This is a genomic window from Chryseobacterium formosum, assembly GCF_026460885.1.
GTDB classification, from domain to species: Bacteria; Bacteroidota; Bacteroidia; order Flavobacteriales; family Weeksellaceae; genus Chryseobacterium; species Chryseobacterium formosus.
On record NZ_JAOVZW010000017.1, the window covers coordinates 38,041 to 55,705 of the forward strand.

Sequence of the window (17,665 nt, forward strand, 5' to 3'; positions counted from 1 at the left end):
TTTATTGAATACTTACGCTTCCACCACTACTTTCTTCTTTTGAAACGGTCGTTACATTTCCTTTTTTTATTCCTTTGATTGAACCGCCGGAAGATGCATGAGCATCAAATTGAGAAGAAACACCAATTTCTACATTAGAGCCACTCGAAGATTCTGCTTTTACGTTTTCTGCAATTACTTCTTTTGCAGAAATTGTACTTCCAGATGACGCATTCAAATTTGCGCCTTTTGTTTTTCCTGAAATATTAACTTCACCTGCAGAAGAAGCTTCTACATTTAGATTCACAGCCCAGATTTGTCCTTTAAAAGTTCCGCTGCTTCCTGCATCAATATCTAAATCATTCGCTTCTAATTTTCCTGAAATATGACCTGAACTTGAAACTTCAACATCTGTTTTATCTTGAGTAAACTGGTCTCTCACCACAATAATCCCTGCAGAATTGGCTTCCAATTTTTTGAAATCTTTAGCATAAATTTTAGCTTTCACATTATTCGTATTCATCACACGAAAACCATTTTTGTAATGAATATGAAGTTCACCACCACTGTTATCAACCAAAACTTCATCAATAATATTGGCAGGTGCAGAAATTACAACTCTTTCCACATCAGACTTAATTACCTCAGCTTCAATTGCCTGAGAAACTTCAATTTCGTCAAAATCTCCTTTAAATTCTTTCTGTTTTAGAGGTCCGTGATCTTTATTGGTTACATCCGGAAGCCATGTTGATTTTCCGTTTCTGCTCTCGTTTTCTTTGCAAGACGACAAAGTAATGATTCCTGATAGAAGTAAAATGGAAGTATATTTCATGGTAAGGTTTTAATAAATTTTATTTATACTAATTATGACAACTAAAATATAAAAAATATTACATAGTTATTTGCAGATTTCTCAATTCTTATTGATTTTTTATTTTAATTTAAAAGAATTCAGCGAAATCAGACTAATCTGCGAGACTTCATTTAATAATTATAAGTGAACAATATTTTGTGAATACAAGTCACTTTAAAATTCTCAATTACTTTTAATATCTTTAGACTTTAATAATAATTCATCTATGAAAAACATTTCATCAGTATTGTTAATTTCTGCTTTGGCATTCAATTATTCTTGTACTACGACAATGAAAACAAACGACATAAAACAGGAAATTCCTGTTCCTGACGCATCACTTTCTTCAAATCCATTCATGAAGAAAAGCAAACTTCAATACGAAGCTCCAGAGTTTGATAAAATTAAAAACGAACATTTCAAACCTGCATTTGAGTTTGGTTTAAAACAACACGATGCAGAGATTTTAAAAATCGCAAACAATTCTGAAGCTGCAACTTTTGAAAATACGATTGTTGCATTAGAAAAAAGTGGTGAAATTTTGAAAAGAGCTTTGATTACATTTTCAAATCTTACAAGTGCAAATACAAACCCAACCTTACAGGCTTTAGATGAAGAATATGCTCCAATTTTCGCAGCACATTCTGATAAGATGTATCTGAATGAAAATCTGTATAAAAGAATTAAATCTATTTCTGAAAACGGTTTAGATTCTGAAAGCAAAAGATTGGTACAGTTTTACAAGCAGAATTTTGAAATTGCAGGAGCTAATCTTTCTTCTGCTGACAAAGAAAAATTAAAGCAAGTAAATCAGGAATTAGCTTCACTTTCTACCCAATATTCCAACAAATTATTGGAAGCAAGAAAGCAAGGTGGCATTTTCTTTTCTGATGCAAAAGAATTAGACGGACTTTCCGCTGACGAAATCTCCGCAGCAGCAAGTGATGCAAAAACTGCAGGACAAGCCGGAAAATATCTTTTAGCTTTACAAAATACAACACAGCAACCTCTTTTGCAAAACCTGAAAAACAGAGCGACAAGAGAAAAATTATTCAAAGCATCTTGGACAAGAGCTGAAAAAAGTGATGCTAATGACACAAGAGAAACTATTGAAAAATTAGCAAAACTCAGACTTAAAAAAGCTCAAATTTTAGGTAAAAAAAGCTTCGCAGAATGGAAATTGCAAGATCAAATGGCAAAAAATCCTGAAGCTGCTGTAAAATTAATGAATCAGATTGCAACTCCAGCTGTAGAAACAGCAAAGCGTGAAGCAAAAGACATTCAGGATTTGATCGATCAGCAGAAAGGAGGTTTCAAAGTAGAACCTTGGGACTGGAATTTCTATGCTGAACAAGTGAGAAAAGCAAAATTCGATTTAGATGAAAATCAGATTAAACCTTATTTTGAAATCACAACTGTTTTAGAAAAAGGAGTTTTCTTCGCTGCTGAAAAATTCTACGGATTAACGTTTAAAAAAAGAACAGATCTTCCTGTTTATCATCCGGATGTTGTAACGTACGAAGTTTTCGATCACGACGGAAAATCTATCGCTATTTATTATCTTGATTTCTACACAAGAGATTCTAAAAGCGGTGGAGCTTGGATGAGCAATTACGTTGAGCAATCATATTTATTAGGAACAAAACCTGTAATTGTCAACTGTTATAATTACCAAAAACCAGCTGCAGGAAAGCCTTCATTGATTAGTTTTGATGATGTTTCCACAATTTTCCATGAGTTTGGTCACTCTATCCACGGAATGTTTGCAAGCCAGAAATATCCATCACTTTCAGGCACCAATGTTCCGAGAGATTTTGTAGAGTTCCCTTCTCAGATTAATGAACATTGGGCTTTAGATCCTGTCGTTTTAAAAAACTATGCTCTTCATTACGAGACAAAACAGCCAATCCCACAAGCTTTAGTAGATAAAATTAAAAAAGCAGGAACCTTCAATCAAGGTTATATGACAACCGAATTGGTTTCTGCTGCAGCTTTAGATATGGATTGGCATTCTGTAACCAATGAAAGTCAGTTATTGCCTGTTTTAGATTTTGAAAAACAATCTTTGAACAGTCACGGATTTACTTTGGCAACCGTTCCTCCGAGATATCATACTCCTTATTTCGCACACATTTGGGGTGGTGGTTATTCTGCAGGATATTACGCTTATTTATGGTCTGAAACTTTAGATAATGACGCTTGGGAATGGATTGAAAAAAATGGTGGACTGACTAGAGAAAACGGTGACCGTTTTAGAAAATATATTCTGTCCGTTGGAAATTCAGTTGATTTGAATCAGGCATTCAGAGATTTTACAGGACACGATCCGGACATCAAGCCGTTGTTGAGAAACAGAGGTTTTATTAAATAGAAAATATCGCAAATGATGTCAAATACTGGTGTAAAAGCAACAATCTTTTCATCCATAATTATTCTGACCTGTTTTACAATGAAAAATAAAAGATTCGAAAACAGGTCAGAATCTTTTTATCAAACAAAATCTGATACCATGTCTGAATCTATGATGATAGAGATGAGAAAATGGATGGAAGAAGAAAGAAAATATTGGGGTTCAGCTTGTCAAGAAGAGACTAAAAAAGCGAAAGAAGATATTAGAAAAAATAAACTCGTTTTTTTCCATTATTTTGGAGTGGTTGAGCAATACAAAGGTAATCGTGAAATGAATGAGCTTTTAAAAAAATATAATATCGAAGTCGATTCTGTATTAACATATTGTACAGTTCCTTCAAATCTTCAAAACTGTTATGCCAACGTGATGAGTGAAGAAATTGATAGGAAATTTGGATCTAAATTTATTGATTCTTTAAGAAATGTTGCAGAAATAGAATATGTAAAGAAAAATCCTGACAAAATTTATAGATTTGAAGAATGTGACTGGGTTTCCCGATATCCTGGAGACAAGTCTTATGAAGAATTTAGTAAAAGTTATGAAAGAGATTTTTGGAAAGATGCAGAATATCCCGATGATTTTGAAGTTAGAAATGGGAAAGAACTTTATTCCTCAATATCTGCTGGTTTTATCTTGTACAAAACCGGAAAAACTTCAGATATTAAAATTGATATTACTTTTCAGAACAAAAAGAACTACAGATATTCATCTTATTTTATAAACGAATTAAAAAAATTCATTCAGAAAACAAAATGGGTTCCTGCAAAAAGCTCAGGAATACCTGTAAATAGTGAAATGAGAATGACAATACATTTTAAATAACCATGAAAAAAATTATTTTAAGTACATTAATTTTAGGATTTGGAACGATGTACGCACAAAAAACCAGACCGCAAGCCAATAAAATCGACAAAAAATTGGTTGGATTATGGAAAGGAGGAGAAAAAGACCAACAGATTAATGGTGTAGAAAAACTTTGGGTAATGGATCGAAAAGAAGATGGAACTTTCACTCTTATTTTTACTACAGTTCAGGAATGTGAAGTAAATCAACACATTGAAAAAGGACAATGGTGGATTGAAAACGGAGAATTTCATGAACTGCATTTTGATTCAGGAAACACAGATGTTTACACTTATGAAGTTCCCGACAAATCACATATAAAATTTAAGTCTAAAAGTTTATCAACGGATATGGTAAATAATGAATACTCATTTGTTGACACAAAAATTGAAGATAGAAATTAATAACTAATTTGAGAAGCATTCATTAATTTGGATGCTTTTTTATTTTTAAATACTAATGCCACGAATGTTTTGCATGAATAGCACAAATATTCTTTGCAGATGACGCTGATTTTAAAATTATAACATCAACATCTGTGAAAATCTGTGGGATCTGTGGGATAATTTTGAACACAAACGTCACAGATATTTTTACAAATAACACAATATAAATCTGCTTCATCTGCAAAATCTGCATGAGTTATAGCTTAGTGAAGTTCGTGCAAAAATATTCATGTAAATTTGTGTTTAAATAAAAAGAAATGAATTGTCCATGCTGTTCTGGTAAAACTTATGAAGAATGTTGTAAACCTTATCACAATGGAGAAAAATTTGCACCAACTGCAGAAGCCTTGATGCGTTCTAGATTTTCTGCATTTGCCATTCCTAATGGAAAATATTTAATAGAAACAACTTCTCCAAGCAAAAGACAATTTCACAATACAAAAGATTTGCAGGAATGGGGAGAAATTAATGAATGGACAAAACTGGAAATCGTTAGTAAACCATCGATGAATAAAGTAGAATTCAAAGCATATTATACTGATGAAGACGGTGAAAAAAATATTCATCACGAATTATCGACTTTCAAAATGATTCAAAACCGTTGGTATTATGTGACTGGGGAATTTTTAGACTAACTACTTAACAAAAAAATGTCCGACAAAAACGTCGGACATTTATATTTAAATAAAATATTTTTCTTAGTGAGCCTCGTTTCCGTCAATTCCGTGAGCGTGACCGTGAGATAATTCTTCTTCAGTTGCAGGACGGGTGTTTAAAATTTCAACCTGAAAATCTAAAACTTTCCCAGCCATTGGATGATTTAAATCTGCCACTACAACTTCTGGTGTAACTTCTACTACAAAAGCCTGGAAATTATTTCCTTCGTTATCAGACAAAGGCAAAATAGCTCCAACTGGTGGAATTCCAGCTTCACCAAACATATCGATTGGCAATTGAGCAATCGCGTCCTCTTGCTTTTCACCGTAAGCTTCCTCAGGTTGAATTACAAAAGCAGCAGTATCTCCAGCTTGCAAACCGTGGATATTTTGCTCAAATTTAGGAATCATCATTCCCATTCCGTACAAAAATGTAAGCGGATTTTCTTCTGTAGTTTCTTCTACCAGGATTTTGCTCCCATCTTCTTCAATAGTATGTAGAACGTATTTTACAGCTACAACGTGATTGTTTTCGATTGTCATATTTCTTTTTTTGCGTGATTCTTATCACGATTAAACAGCACAAAGATAAGGTTTTTGAAATGATTCAAAAGATCATAATCTTCTTCAACCCATTATTTAACATGTCATAAATATCATGCTGAAGCAACTCGAAGCCTACTCTTCCTTGTTTCTCGCTTCTTTTTTCTTCTGCCTCAAAACATACAAATACAGACTTTCAACTTTCGTCCTTGCCCAATCTGTTTTTCGTAAAAACTTCAGAGAAGAATTGATGCTCGGATTATCCGTAAAACATTTGATGTTGATTTGTTTTCCCAATTCGCCAAAGCCTTGATAATATTCTACTAATTCTTCAAGAATGGTATCCAGACGTTTTCCGTGTAAAGGATCTTTAGATTGTTGTTCCATTTTGTAAAAATAGAGATAAAATTGCATTTCGTTACAAACAAGGTTGTTTTGCCTTAATGTAAATTGCATTTGATTACAAACCACATCGAAACAAACTAACTGCAACTGCATTTTGTTACAAACAGGGTTGTTTTAAATAAAAGTATTCTGCATTTGGTTACAAACAACTTGAAACAAAACAACTGCAACTGCATTTTATTACGAACAAAGTTGTTTTAAATAAAATGCAAGCTCTGGAAGTCGCAAACGGATCTTTTAAAGATTTTTGAATCAGGTAAGACGTATAACTAAATATCTAAATTCCATTCGAAACAAAGTTTTTATCTAAAGAATAGATTAATTTAGCTAATCCAATTGCAAAGCAAAGCTTACCTAAAATAAAGTTGAGATGAGTAGAAATACAGACGCCAATAAAAAAATTCACAATAAGAAAATTGCTAACAAGAAGCGTAAAATTCAGGAAGCCGAAATAAAAAGAAAAAACCGTCTGAAAGAAATGCGTGAAAATAGAAAAGAAAAATCAGCCGAAGATCAACAAAACGAAGATTAAAGATGAAAATCTTACACACCGCCGATTGGCATTTAGGTAAACGTCTTGACCGTTTTTCCAGACTGGAAGAACAGGTTTTGGTTATGAATGAAATTGTTCAGATTGCTGATCAACAAAATGTTGATTTGGTTTTAATTGCCGGAGATTTGTTTGATAATTTCAATCCGAGTGTTGAAGCGACAGAACTTTTTTACAAAACTTTAAAACGTTTATCATTAAATGGAAAACGTCCCGTTATCGCTATTTCCGGAAACCACGATTCTCCGAGTCTGATTGATGCTCCCGATCCTTTAGCGAGAGAATGTGGGATTATTTTAATCGGTTATCCAAAAGCTACAATCCATCCTTTTGAATTGGAACATTTTAAAATTTCTCAATCAGCAGAAGGTTTTATTGAATTGGAATTTAAAAATCAAAATTTCCCTGTCAGAATTTTGCATACACCTTATGCCAATGAAATTCGTCTGAAAGAATATTTCGGAGGAAATAAAGAGGAAGAGCTCAACAACATTCTGAGAGAAAACTGGAAACAAACTGCCGATGAATTTTGTGATGAAAACGGGGTCAATCTTTTGCTTACCCATTTGTACATGAACAAAAAAGGAGCACATATTTTAGAGGAACCGGAAGGCGAGAAACCAATCAAAATCGGAAATGCTGACCTTGTTTTTTCAGATATTATTCCGCATCAGATTCAATATACGGCTTTGGGACATTTGCATAGTTTTCAAAACATAGGAACAGAAGAAAAACCCGTTGTTTATTCGTCTTCGCCTTTGTGTTATAGCTTTAGCGAAGCCGGACAGACAAAATATGTTTCCATTATTGAAGTTGAACCCAATAAAACAGTTTCATTTGAGAAAATTGCTTTACAAAACGGTAAACAACTCATCAGAAAAACATTTGATTCCATTGAAAATACAATTGAATGGCTGAATGAAAATCCAAATACTTTAGTTGAACTGACTGTAGAAAGCGAAACTTTTTTAAAAGCTGATGAAAGAAAACTCATTTATCAATCTCATGCCGGAATTGTGCATTTGATCCCGAAAGTTAAAAATCAGGATTTTAATGAAAATCAACTTCGGGATATTAATTTAAATCAGGATATACAATCTTTATTCAACGATTATTTTAAATCTAAAAATGGAGGTCAGGAAGCAAATGAAGATTTAATTAATTTGTTTAATGAAATCGTTAGTTCTGACAAATAATCCATATTATTAAACCATTAAGATAGATTTAAGAAGTTAAGTTTATTTAAGGGGAATAAATTCTTAAGATAGTACTCTTCGCTTTGCTTGCAAAGCCTTAACTATCCTCAACTTCTTAAATGTCCTTAATGATTCAAATTTTAAATTTATTCTTTACACTAAAACCGAAAACCATCAACCAACAACTAATTTCATGATTCCAATTCAACTTACCATAGAAGGTCTCTACTCATATCAGGAACGTCAGAAAATTGATTTTGAAAATCTGACGGAAGCTGGTCTTTTCGGAATTTTCGGTTCAGTTGGTTCCGGGAAATCTTCTATTTTGGAAGCCATTTCTTTTGCTTTGTACGGCGAAACGGAACGTCTCAACGCAAGAGATAAACGAACGTACAACATGATGAATCTAAAATCAAACAAATCCTATATCGAGTTTGATTTTATTAATTATGAAAACAAAAAATTCCGTGCAACAAGAGAATTTAGTCGTAATTCTAAAAATTTTGAAGATGTAAAAACACCAACCGTCACTTTCTACGAATGGAAAAATGAAAATTGGATTCCTTTAGAACATTCTAATGCGGAAAAAATCATTGGTTTAAGTTATGCAAATTTCAAGCGAACGATCATTATTCCTCAAGGTCAGTTTAAAGAATTTCTTGAATTGGGAGCAACAGACCGAACGAATATGATGAAGGAAATTTTCAGTCTGCAGCGGTTTGATTTACAGAATAATGTTTCGGTTTTAAATGCAAAAAACAGATCAGAACTCGATCAGTTAGAAGGACAGTTAAAGGGTTTTGAAGAAGTTAATGAAGAGCAAATTTCGATTCAGAAAGACAGTTTGAAAATCGAACAGCAAAAATTTGAAGAAATAAAAATTCAGTTTAAAAAGATTGAAGAAAAATATCAGCAACTTAAAAATTTAAAAACAGATTTTGAATCGCTGAAAGAGAAAAAATCTGTTTTTGAAAAATTGAATTCTCAAAAAATAAACATTGACGAATTAGAAATTAAAACTGAACTTTTTGATCAAGTTTTCAGGATTTTCACACCGATTATTACTGAAAAAAACAAGCTTCAGAAAGAGATTTCTGAACAACAGAAAAATAAAGAAACTCAGTTCAAAAACTTACAGGAAACTGAAGTACAATCTGAAAATATTAAGAATAAACTTTTGGCAATTCAGCCGAAATTTGAAGCTTTGAATCAGTCTAAAATTCAGGAGAATGACTTGAATTTGATTCTTCAGATGTTGAAATTTTCAGATGAAATTGAAACTTTAAAAGAACGAACAAAAAATGGTTCTGAAAAAGTAAAAGAAGTTGAAGCCAACCAGAAATTAATTCAAAACAAGATTGAAGAACTTTCTAAAAACACAGAACTTTTAAAGCCAAAAAAATTAGATTCCAACTTACTTTTGAATGTCGGAAATTGGTTTTCAGAAAAGAAAAGATTAGCGGAAACTTTAGAGATTCAATCAGGAAAAATTGAGTCAAAAAAACTTGAAATCGGAAAAATTCATGAAGAATTAAAACCTTTTGAAATCAATCCTGAAACTTTTAAAAATGATTTTAAAACTCAGATTGAAACGCTAGAAAATAAGAAGAAAATACTTTCTGAAAAGAGAAACCATCTTGAAGTTCAGCAAAAATTGACACATTTTGCAAATGAATTGCACGACGGAAAATCATGTCCGCTTTGTGGTTCTTTGGAACATCCGAATATTGTGGAATTTGATGATGTTAATTCAGAGTTAAATGAAATTCAAAAGCAGATTCAGCAACTTGAAATTCAAAAAGAGAATATTCAAAAACAATCTTTGGAAATTGAAAAAATTCTTGACCGAAAAAAGATTTTTGAGGAACAGTTGAAATCCGAAGAAGAAAGTTTAAAGCAGATTCAAATAACCATTGAAGAACATTTAAAAAACTTTAGTTGGGCGGAATTTAATGCAGAAAATCAAACCGATTTTGAAGAAAAACGACAACAATCTTTTACCATTGAAAAACAGATTGACGAACTTAATCAGCAAATTACTTTAGAGCAAAAGAAATTGGATAAGGAAAGAGAAAATCTTGATAACTATAATAAATTTTTAGAGAAATTTAAGCTTGATGAGGCAAAAAAAGAAGAACAAATCAAAACAAATGAAGCGAATCTAAAAGCTTTACCATGGTTTGATTACAAAGAAAAAACAATTATTGAAGTTGAAGAAACTTTCACTCAGCTTTCAAAATCAAACCTTGAAACAGAACAAAATTATCAGCAACTCATCAAAGAAGAAAAAGAAATTTCCCCAAAATTAGCTGAACAGAAAACTATTGTCAGCCAATTAGAAAAACGAATTTCAGAGTTAGAAAAAGAGATTTCAGACAATGAAAACATTTTAACGAAATCATTAGTTGAAAATAATTTCAGTGACATGAATGCGGTTCAAAATATTCTTTTGCAGGAAATTAATGTTCAGGAAACAAGAAATCAGATTCAGCAATTCAGAATTCAGTTTGAAATTGTAAAAAATGACATTCTTAATCTGGAAGCCAAACTCAAAGATTTTTCATTTGATGAACAACAGTTTTCTGAAACAGAAAATCAATTCAAAATTTTTGAAAATGATTTGAAAACAGCCAATGATTCTGTTATAAAAATAATGACAGAAATTGAAAGACTAGAAAAAGAATTTAAGAAAAAAGAAGATTTATTAAAGAATTTATCTCAACTTCAAAAGCGTGCAGAAAATCTGAAGATTATGACCAATCTCTTTAAGGGAGCAGGTTTTGTACAATATGTTTCTTCAATTTATCTTCGTCAATTATGCGATCACGCCAATGTACGTTTTCATCGAATGACGAGAAATCAACTAAGTTTACAGTTGAACGAAAACAACGATTTTGAAATCATCGATTATCTGAATGAAGGCAGAAGCCGAAGTGTGAAAACGCTTTCCGGAGGGCAATCTTTTCAGGTTTCTTTAAGTCTTGCTTTGGCTTTGGCAGAAAGTGTTCAGACGAATGCACAGTCGGAGAAAAATTTCTTCTTTATTGATGAAGGTTTTGGAACTCAGGATTTAGAATCGGTAAATATCGTCTTTGAAACACTGATGAATCTTCAGAAAGAAAACCGAATTGTGGGAATTATTTCGCACGTTGAAGAACTGAAGGAGAAAATTCCTGTATCACTCCATATTACTAAAGATGAGGAGCGTGGAAGTTTGATTGAGATTGTTTAGTTTTAATATTTTGAAAATATTTTAGAACAAATGAGCAGAAAAATCATAGATTTTTAATTTTTACCTACATTTGAAATAATCTAATTTGTTAGGATTTAAAATCAGTGAAAAAAATTGTTCCGCATATCATTCTTATTCCGTTGTTACTTTCGATTCCGATAGTTTCATCGCCGGATTTTGACGGGACATTGTCGGTGTTCAGAGTTTCACCTTTTCAGAGGGAATTTATACGATTTGTACTCGTTATTTTTTTCTTTTATCTGAACCTGAATCTTTTTCTGCCTAAATTTTACAGCAAAAAAAGATTTCTGGTATTTACAATTTGTATTGTCATAAGTTTCGGATTGATGGTTGCACTTCCCTATCTTTTGACTTCAGGAAATTCTTTCTTACAAAATCCACCTCCGATGGAAATGAGAAATCCGATGCCTTCAGGAAACATGCCACCTCCACCAATGGATGGAAAACAATCGTTTCCAAGATTTGGCCCGCAAAATGATGGCACGTATCATCAAATGATTTTCTCTTCGGTTTTACCATTTTTATTTTCGTTCCTTTCTTCACTTTTCATTTTTAGAAACAACGAAAAAAAGGAACTTGAGCGTTCAAAAGCAAAAGCAGAATTATTAAACTTAAAATATCAGCTACAGCCGCATTTTCTTTTTAACATTCTGAATTCTATCTATTCTTTGGCGTTGTTAAAATCTGATGATGCACCGAACGGAATTTTAAAACTTTCCAATGTGATGCGATATGTTGTTCAGGAAAGCAGTAAAGATTTTGTGGATTTATCGAAAGAAATTGAATACATTAAAGATTATATTGCCCTTCAATTGGTACGAACAGACAGCAGTCTCGACTTTAACTACACCGAAATCGGAGATTTGAAAAACCTGAAAATTGCACCTTTTATTTTAATTAATTTCATTGAAAATGCTTTTAAATACGGTTTTAATGCTGAAGAAAATTCAAAAATATCGGTAAAAGTGATTGTTCAGGAAGGCGTTCTAAATTTTGTCGTTTTTAATAAGATTGTCAATACCAATGTAAATGAAGAAAACAGTCTTAAAGTTGGTTTAAAAAACACTTTTGAACATCTGAATCAGGTTTATCCTGAAAAACACACCATCACAATCAATGAAAATGAAGAAGAATATGAAGTTGATTTAAAAATAAATTTAATCTAAAATCAGCAAAATATGATTAGAGCCATTGCCCTGGACGACGAAATTCTTGCCCTTAGAATTATTGAAAATTATGCTGAGAAAATCGAAAATTTAACCTTAGAAAAAGTTTTCAATAAACAAAGTGATGCTCAGAAACATTTAAACAAATTTCCTGTTGATTTGATATTTCTCGACATAGAAATGCCTGCAAAAAACGGTTTAGATTTCTATAAAAACATTTCACAAAATACCAAAGTCATTTTCACAACCGCTTATTCAGAATATGCAGTTGATGCTTTTAGCGTAAATGCAGTCGATTATCTTTTAAAACCTTTTTCGTTTGAAAGATTTAAAACTGCGGTAGAAAAAGTAAAAAGCAACATCGAAAATAACGATGCAAAACATCTCTCTATTCGAGCAGATTACAAACTTCACAAAATTAATTTCAACGACATTCAACTGATTGAAGGTTTGGATGATTATATTCAGATTCACCTCAAAGATTCTACCAAAATTACGGCACGTTCTTCCATGAAAAGTATTTTAGAAAAGCTTTCCGAGAAAGATTTTGTGCGTGTTCATCGCTCTTTCATTGTTCCAGTGAATGATATTAAAACGATTGTCAATAAAAATATTCATATTGGGGATTTTATAATTCCGATTGGGGAAACATATAAGGAAGATGTGATGAGGATTTTGAATAAATAAAATTTTCAGGAGCTATTTCCAGCTTTCACTACTCGCTTTTTTGGTTTCGGCGCAGCAGCTTTTTCACCCCGCCGAAACCAAAAAGAGCTCAAACAAACCGTTCAATCTGGGCTAGGAAAGTCCACTTTCTCATCAAAATACATTTTCACCGACACATTTTTTCTGTTTACCTCATAAATTTCTCAATCCCTTTTTTTGAAAATACATTTGATCTAAGAAAAATGAGAAAGTATGAAAACAATTGACAGAAAAGGCTTTTTAAAAAGCTTAGGTTTAGCAGGCGTAACTGCTTTGGCAGCCCCGATTCTGATTCATTGCAGAAAAGATGATGACGAAGATTCTACAACAGGAGTTATAGACAATTCGATTTCTACCGCCTGTGCGGTAACAAATTCTGAAACTGAAGGTCCGTTTCCTACGAAATCTCCATCCACTTTGGTACAAACGAATATTGTGAGTGACAGAACTGGAGTTCCGTTTACGATTGCGATTACCGTTCAGAATGTGAATGCAAGTTGTGCAGTTTTACAAGGTGCGATTGTAGATATTTGGCATTGTGATAAAGACGGAAATTACTCTGAATATGGAGGAACGGGAATGCAATCTGCAAACTACACTTCCGTACATTTTCTGAGAGGAAGACAAACAACCGACGCAAACGGAAAGGTAAATTTCACTTCAATTTTTCCGGGTTGGTACAGCGGAAGAGCGACTCACATTCACGTTCATGTTTATAATGTTTCGGGACAATCTTTGTCGGTTACACAAATTGCATTTCCTGAAGGAACTGATAGCGCAGTTAATTTGGTTGCAGCAAGTACAGGTTATAAAGGAATGAGCGGATATACTTACAATTCAAATGATAACGTTTTCAGTGATGGAACCTCCAACGAAATGTCCAGTATTTCGGGAAGCGTAAGCGGAGGTTTCGCACTGTCTCACACGATAAAAGTTTCGGCTTAAAAGATGGTTATTAGTTTTTTTAACAGCGGTAAATGACGATGAAATAGATGATGAAGCAGCAATCATTTATCGCTTTTTAATTTTTTAATGATTTAAATGATGTTAGTTCAAACTCCTTCCCAAATATTTAAAGCTGATTTTGCATTCTGGAAAAAAGAAAACCAAGCAGTGATTAATCAAATCATCAGCAAAGAAAATAATGCAGGTGACTTAAAAACCGTAACCGAAGTAGTTTTGGATGAAAACGGAATCTTCGAATTTGAATCTGAGGAAAATTCAACCCTAATTATTTTGACGCTTTACGGGAAAATTCAATTAAATCGATTCAGAAAAGTAATTTCTTCTGAGGAAGTTTTCACTTTAAAAACAAAAGAAAAATCAACCGTTACAATCAAGAATTATCTGAATAATGGAAAAACAGATATTTTGATTATTGAACTACAATCTTTAAATCCTGAAAATGCTTTTTTTATTGAAGAACTTACTATTGAAAAGCAAAATACGCTTATTCCGGTTTCAAAAAAACTAGAAACACCTAATTTTATCGGACTTTACGAAGGACGAAAAGAAGAAATCTATTCACTTTACAATCCTGATAAAACAATCTTTGGAATGGTCATTAACGGAGCTTTTGAATTTCAGAACAGATTGTTGGAGACAAGAGATTCTATTTTGTTGAGAGAAATTAGTGCATTGGAATTTGAAGCTTTAAGTGAAAATGCCTTAATCTTACTTTTAGAAATCTGATTCGTGAAGAAAATCCAGAATTTTTTCCGACAAGAAACGGAGTTTACCATTTTTTTGGACGACGTTTCTACAGTAACCATCAATCTTTTTGACGGTACCGGAAAAAAAATACTCTCGGTGATTGAAAAACTAAAACTCAGTGCCGGAAAACAGGAAATCAAAATTTCTCAAAACCAGATAAGTTCGGGAATTTATACTGCAAAAATTTATATTGAAAATCTGAAGGGCAAAGATTCTAAAGAAATGGAAATAATTATCAATTAATATATTCTGCAATAGATTATTTTTTTTCAACGGAGGGACAGTGAAAAGCTGTCCTATTTTTAAAATCTCAAATTGAAAATCTATCATGAAAGCAAAAATAAAACTCGCATTTCGCATCGTTATCGACCAAAATTCTGAAATGATTTGGGATAAATATATTTTTGAAGATACTTATTTTGAATATAAAATTCAGCATCAGGTTTTTGATGATAAAGAATATCCCGTGAAAAATTATTGGGAACTTTTAGCGAAAAATCCTCATGCAGAAAGAATACCGTTTTTACTGAGTTCTGCGGTGGTAAATTATGTTTCACAATTAAATGGAGAAATCAAAAGTCTGCCTGATGTTTTAGGAAATACTTTTTTTCCGATTGAAAATTTTAAGCTTGATTTAATCAGTTCAAATCTTGAAGATTCTTCAAAACACAAAATCGGACTTACATTTTATACTCCGGAATTAGTTTTAATTGATATCATCGACAACAAATATCTTCTGAGTAAAAATATAGACAAAGAAAATGGTTTCGAAACGTTTATGTTTGCTTTTCACCCTCAAGTTGCGATTTCTTATTACGAACCAGTTAATAATTCATAAATAGTTTTTGTAAAAAATTCCGCTGAAAATATTTTCGGCGGAATTTGATTTTTATCTTACTTGTGGAGCGACTTTTTCTCCAAATAATTCTATTGATTTCATCATCACATCATTTGCAGGATCTCCAACATCCATGTGACCGATAAATCTTGTGATTCCGAAAATTTCTTTCATATAATCAATTTTATCAGCAACTTCATTGGCATTTCCAATAAATAAAGCACCTTCTTTTGCTCTTCCTCCTTCATATTGCATCTTCGTATAAGGCGCCCAACCTCTGGATTTCCCGATTCTGTCCATTTGAGATTTGTAGTTGTGGAAATATTCATCTACAACATTTTGATCGTCACTTACAAAAGTATGCGAGTGAATCGCAATCTGCATTTCAGATTCAGAATGACCTGCGTTAAGATATTCCTGTTTATAAAATTCAATTAAGTTTTTGAACTGAATTGGCATTCCTCCAATAATTGCAACCACCAAAGGCATTCCTAATTTCGCAGCACTTAAAACCGATTGCGGAGTTCCGCCAACTGCTCTCCAAATCGAAAGTTTTCCGTTATTTTTTGCTCTTGGATAAACCGTTTGATTTTGCATTGGAGCACGCAATTCCCCAGTCCACGAAACGTTTTCTTCTGAATTTATTTTTAATAATAATTCTAATTTTTCGTCGAAAAGCTGTTCGTAATCATTCAGCGAATAACCGTATAAAGGAAATGATTCTATAAAACTTCCACGACCGACAAAAATTTCAGCACGACCATCAGAAATCAAATCTAATGTTGAAAAATCTTCATACACTTTCACCGGTTCAGACGAACTTAAAACTGTTACTCCACTTGCCAGTTTAATGTTTTTGGTAACACTTGCCGCCGCTGCCAAAACCATTTCCGGTGAAGAAACTGCATAATCGGGACGATGATGCTCTCCCATCGCAAAAACGTCAATTCCAACTTCATCCATCAGTTTTACCTGCTCGATAATTTCACGAATTTTAATTCCTGCGTCTTTATATTTTCCAGTATTTTGGTCAAAACCTAAGTCGCCAAACATTCCTATTCCTAATTCCATATTGTTGATTTTTAGATAGGACAAAATTAGTGCAATGAAAATTCAAAAGCATTGATGAATGATAAGAACGAAAATTCTTAACAAGTACTGATTCTAAATTTATTTTTGATTTCCTAAAAGACCGAAAAGTATTTTATCTCTGATTTCATCGGTAATTTCAGAAGTAGATTCTATATTTCTTTTAAACCAGAAATAAGAATTATTCAAAGTATGAAGGATAAATTTTGTAGTAAAAGAAGGAGACTTCAGTTCCCAGTTTTGAGCTTTGTAAATTTCAGAAATCAACTGCTCAACTTCCTGTTGATAATTTTTTCTTAATTCTACAAACTCAGATAATCTTACTTCCAGATGTTTCCATTCATTAGAATAAATATGCGTTACATCGCGGTTTTTCAGAACAACCGATAAATGTTTTTCAATAAATAAATTAAGCTTTTCTTGTGCAGGAACTTTGGTGTTTTTTACTGTTTGAAGCTCTTCAAAAAACTCATTGGCAACTCCGAAACAAATCCATTCTAAAATTTCTTCTTTAGAACGGATGTGAGCATACAAAGATGCTGCTTTTATATTTAGTTTTGTAGCCAAATCTCTCACCGAACTGCCCATATAACCTTTCTCTTTGAAAAGTTCTACAGCAACTTCGAGTATTTTGATTTGTTTTTCTTTTAGCTCCATTTGGTAAAAGGCAAAAGTAATTATTTTGATTTTAATAATCTGATTTTCATGAGATGATTTAAAACAATGTTTAAGATCAACGATTTTGGTTTATTTAAACTGACGGTTATTCCATAAATTTTATTTGAATTCGATGAATTCGGAAATTTTGTCTTTATAAAAATTCACCAAAAATGAATATTTCGGAAATTTTGTCCGTTATTTTTAAAAATTCAATAATTGAATAGTTTTTGAAATAATAAATCCGAATTAAATGATTGAATAAGATTGAGGGCATCAGAAATTAGAAAATCAGATTTAAAAATTAACATTTATTAGACTCTTATGGTCTGAAATCTGATGTCTAAAATCTTAAATTTAGAA

The 17,665-nt window shown here is 32.3% G+C and carries 18 protein-coding genes; 13 read left to right on the top strand and 5 right to left on the bottom strand.

The genetic code is table 11. The features are described 5' to 3' along the window. Window position 1 precedes the first annotated feature (1 nt). A complete protein-coding gene (locus tag OF897_RS14195) occupies window positions 2-811 on the bottom strand; it encodes a head GIN domain-containing protein (protein WP_267266350.1) in 810 nt (269 codons plus the stop codon). Between the two features lie 247 nt (window positions 812-1,058). Between OF897_RS14195 and OF897_RS14200 the strand changes: the two genes are divergently transcribed. The 4 genes from OF897_RS14200 (at window position 1,059) to OF897_RS14215 (ending at window position 5,166) form a co-directional block, all read left to right on the top strand. After that, window positions 1,059-3,203, top strand: coding sequence for a M3 family metallopeptidase (locus tag OF897_RS14200; RefSeq protein ID WP_267266351.1), 2,145 nt, complete (start codon window positions 1,059-1,061; stop codon window positions 3,201-3,203). A gap of 12 nt (window positions 3,204-3,215) precedes the next feature. Continuing rightward, the gene (locus OF897_RS14205; protein WP_267266352.1) at window positions 3,216-4,064 is read left to right on the top strand and encodes a hypothetical protein; all 849 of its coding nucleotides are present in this window, start codon (window positions 3,216-3,218) and stop codon (window positions 4,062-4,064) included. 2 nt (window positions 4,065-4,066) lie between these two features. Next, complete coding sequence (locus OF897_RS14210; protein WP_267266353.1) at window positions 4,067-4,489, top strand: hypothetical protein; 423 nt, start codon at window positions 4,067-4,069, stop codon at window positions 4,487-4,489. 299 nt (window positions 4,490-4,788) lie between these two features. Next, a complete protein-coding gene (locus OF897_RS14215; protein ID WP_267266354.1) occupies window positions 4,789-5,166 on the top strand; it encodes a YchJ family protein in 378 nt (125 codons plus the stop codon). A 63-nt stretch (window positions 5,167-5,229) separates the two neighbouring features. Here OF897_RS14215 and OF897_RS14220 read toward each other — a convergent pair whose 3' ends face one another. Next, complete coding sequence (locus OF897_RS14220; RefSeq protein ID WP_267266355.1) at window positions 5,230-5,730, bottom strand: FKBP-type peptidyl-prolyl cis-trans isomerase; 501 nt, start codon at window positions 5,728-5,730, stop codon at window positions 5,230-5,232. A gap of 135 nt (window positions 5,731-5,865) precedes the next feature. Continuing rightward, on the bottom strand, window positions 5,866-6,117 hold the full coding sequence (locus tag OF897_RS14225) for a VF530 family protein (protein WP_267266356.1): 252 nt from the start codon (window positions 6,115-6,117) through the stop codon (window positions 5,866-5,868). A gap of 388 nt (window positions 6,118-6,505) precedes the next feature. Here OF897_RS14225 and OF897_RS14230 point away from each other — a divergent pair, with 388 nt between their 5' ends. The 9 genes from OF897_RS14230 to OF897_RS14270 all read left to right on the top strand — a co-directional run bounded on the left by OF897_RS14230 (window position 6,506) and on the right by OF897_RS14270 (window position 15,556). Further along, complete coding sequence (locus tag OF897_RS14230) at window positions 6,506-6,667, top strand: hypothetical protein (protein ID WP_267266357.1); 162 nt, start codon at window positions 6,506-6,508, stop codon at window positions 6,665-6,667. 2 nt (window positions 6,668-6,669) lie between these two features. Continuing rightward, window positions 6,670-7,881, top strand: coding sequence for a metallophosphoesterase family protein (locus tag OF897_RS14235; protein ID WP_267266358.1), 1,212 nt, complete (start codon window positions 6,670-6,672; stop codon window positions 7,879-7,881). A gap of 193 nt (window positions 7,882-8,074) precedes the next feature. Further along, window positions 8,075-11,113 carry an AAA family ATPase gene (locus OF897_RS14240; protein ID WP_267266359.1) on the top strand — a complete coding sequence of 1,013 codons (3,039 nt, stop codon included), beginning with the start codon at window positions 8,075-8,077 and terminating at the stop codon, window positions 11,111-11,113. 104 nt (window positions 11,114-11,217) lie between these two features. Then, a complete protein-coding gene (locus OF897_RS14245; RefSeq protein WP_267266360.1) occupies window positions 11,218-12,300 on the top strand; it encodes a sensor histidine kinase in 1,083 nt (360 codons plus the stop codon). A 12-nt stretch (window positions 12,301-12,312) separates the two neighbouring features. Beyond that, window positions 12,313-12,987 carry a LytR/AlgR family response regulator transcription factor gene (locus OF897_RS14250; protein WP_267266361.1) on the top strand — a complete coding sequence of 225 codons (675 nt, stop codon included), beginning with the start codon at window positions 12,313-12,315 and terminating at the stop codon, window positions 12,985-12,987. Between the two features lie 231 nt (window positions 12,988-13,218). After that, window positions 13,219-13,950 (top strand): dioxygenase family protein, encoded by a 732-nt coding sequence (locus OF897_RS14255; RefSeq protein ID WP_267266362.1) that lies wholly within the window; start codon window positions 13,219-13,221, stop codon window positions 13,948-13,950. Window positions 13,951-14,046: 96 nt separating this feature from the next. Next, window positions 14,047-14,697 (top strand): hypothetical protein, encoded by a 651-nt coding sequence (locus OF897_RS14260; protein WP_267266363.1) that lies wholly within the window; start codon window positions 14,047-14,049, stop codon window positions 14,695-14,697. Window positions 14,698-14,700: 3 nt separating this feature from the next. After that, complete coding sequence (locus tag OF897_RS14265; RefSeq protein WP_267266364.1) at window positions 14,701-14,961, top strand: hypothetical protein; 261 nt, start codon at window positions 14,701-14,703, stop codon at window positions 14,959-14,961. A gap of 85 nt (window positions 14,962-15,046) precedes the next feature. Further along, on the top strand, window positions 15,047-15,556 hold the full coding sequence (locus tag OF897_RS14270; RefSeq protein WP_267266365.1) for a hypothetical protein: 510 nt from the start codon (window positions 15,047-15,049) through the stop codon (window positions 15,554-15,556). 51 nt (window positions 15,557-15,607) lie between these two features. On the opposite strand, the gene OF897_RS14275 is transcribed toward OF897_RS14270, so the two are convergent. Next, on the bottom strand, window positions 15,608-16,627 hold the full coding sequence (locus OF897_RS14275) for an LLM class flavin-dependent oxidoreductase (RefSeq protein WP_267266366.1): 1,020 nt from the start codon (window positions 16,625-16,627) through the stop codon (window positions 15,608-15,610). A 99-nt stretch (window positions 16,628-16,726) separates the two neighbouring features. Further along, window positions 16,727-17,302, bottom strand: a complete 576-nt coding sequence (locus tag OF897_RS14280; RefSeq protein WP_267266367.1) for a TetR/AcrR family transcriptional regulator — start codon at window positions 17,300-17,302, stop codon at window positions 16,727-16,729. Window positions 17,303-17,665: the final 363 nt, after the last annotated feature.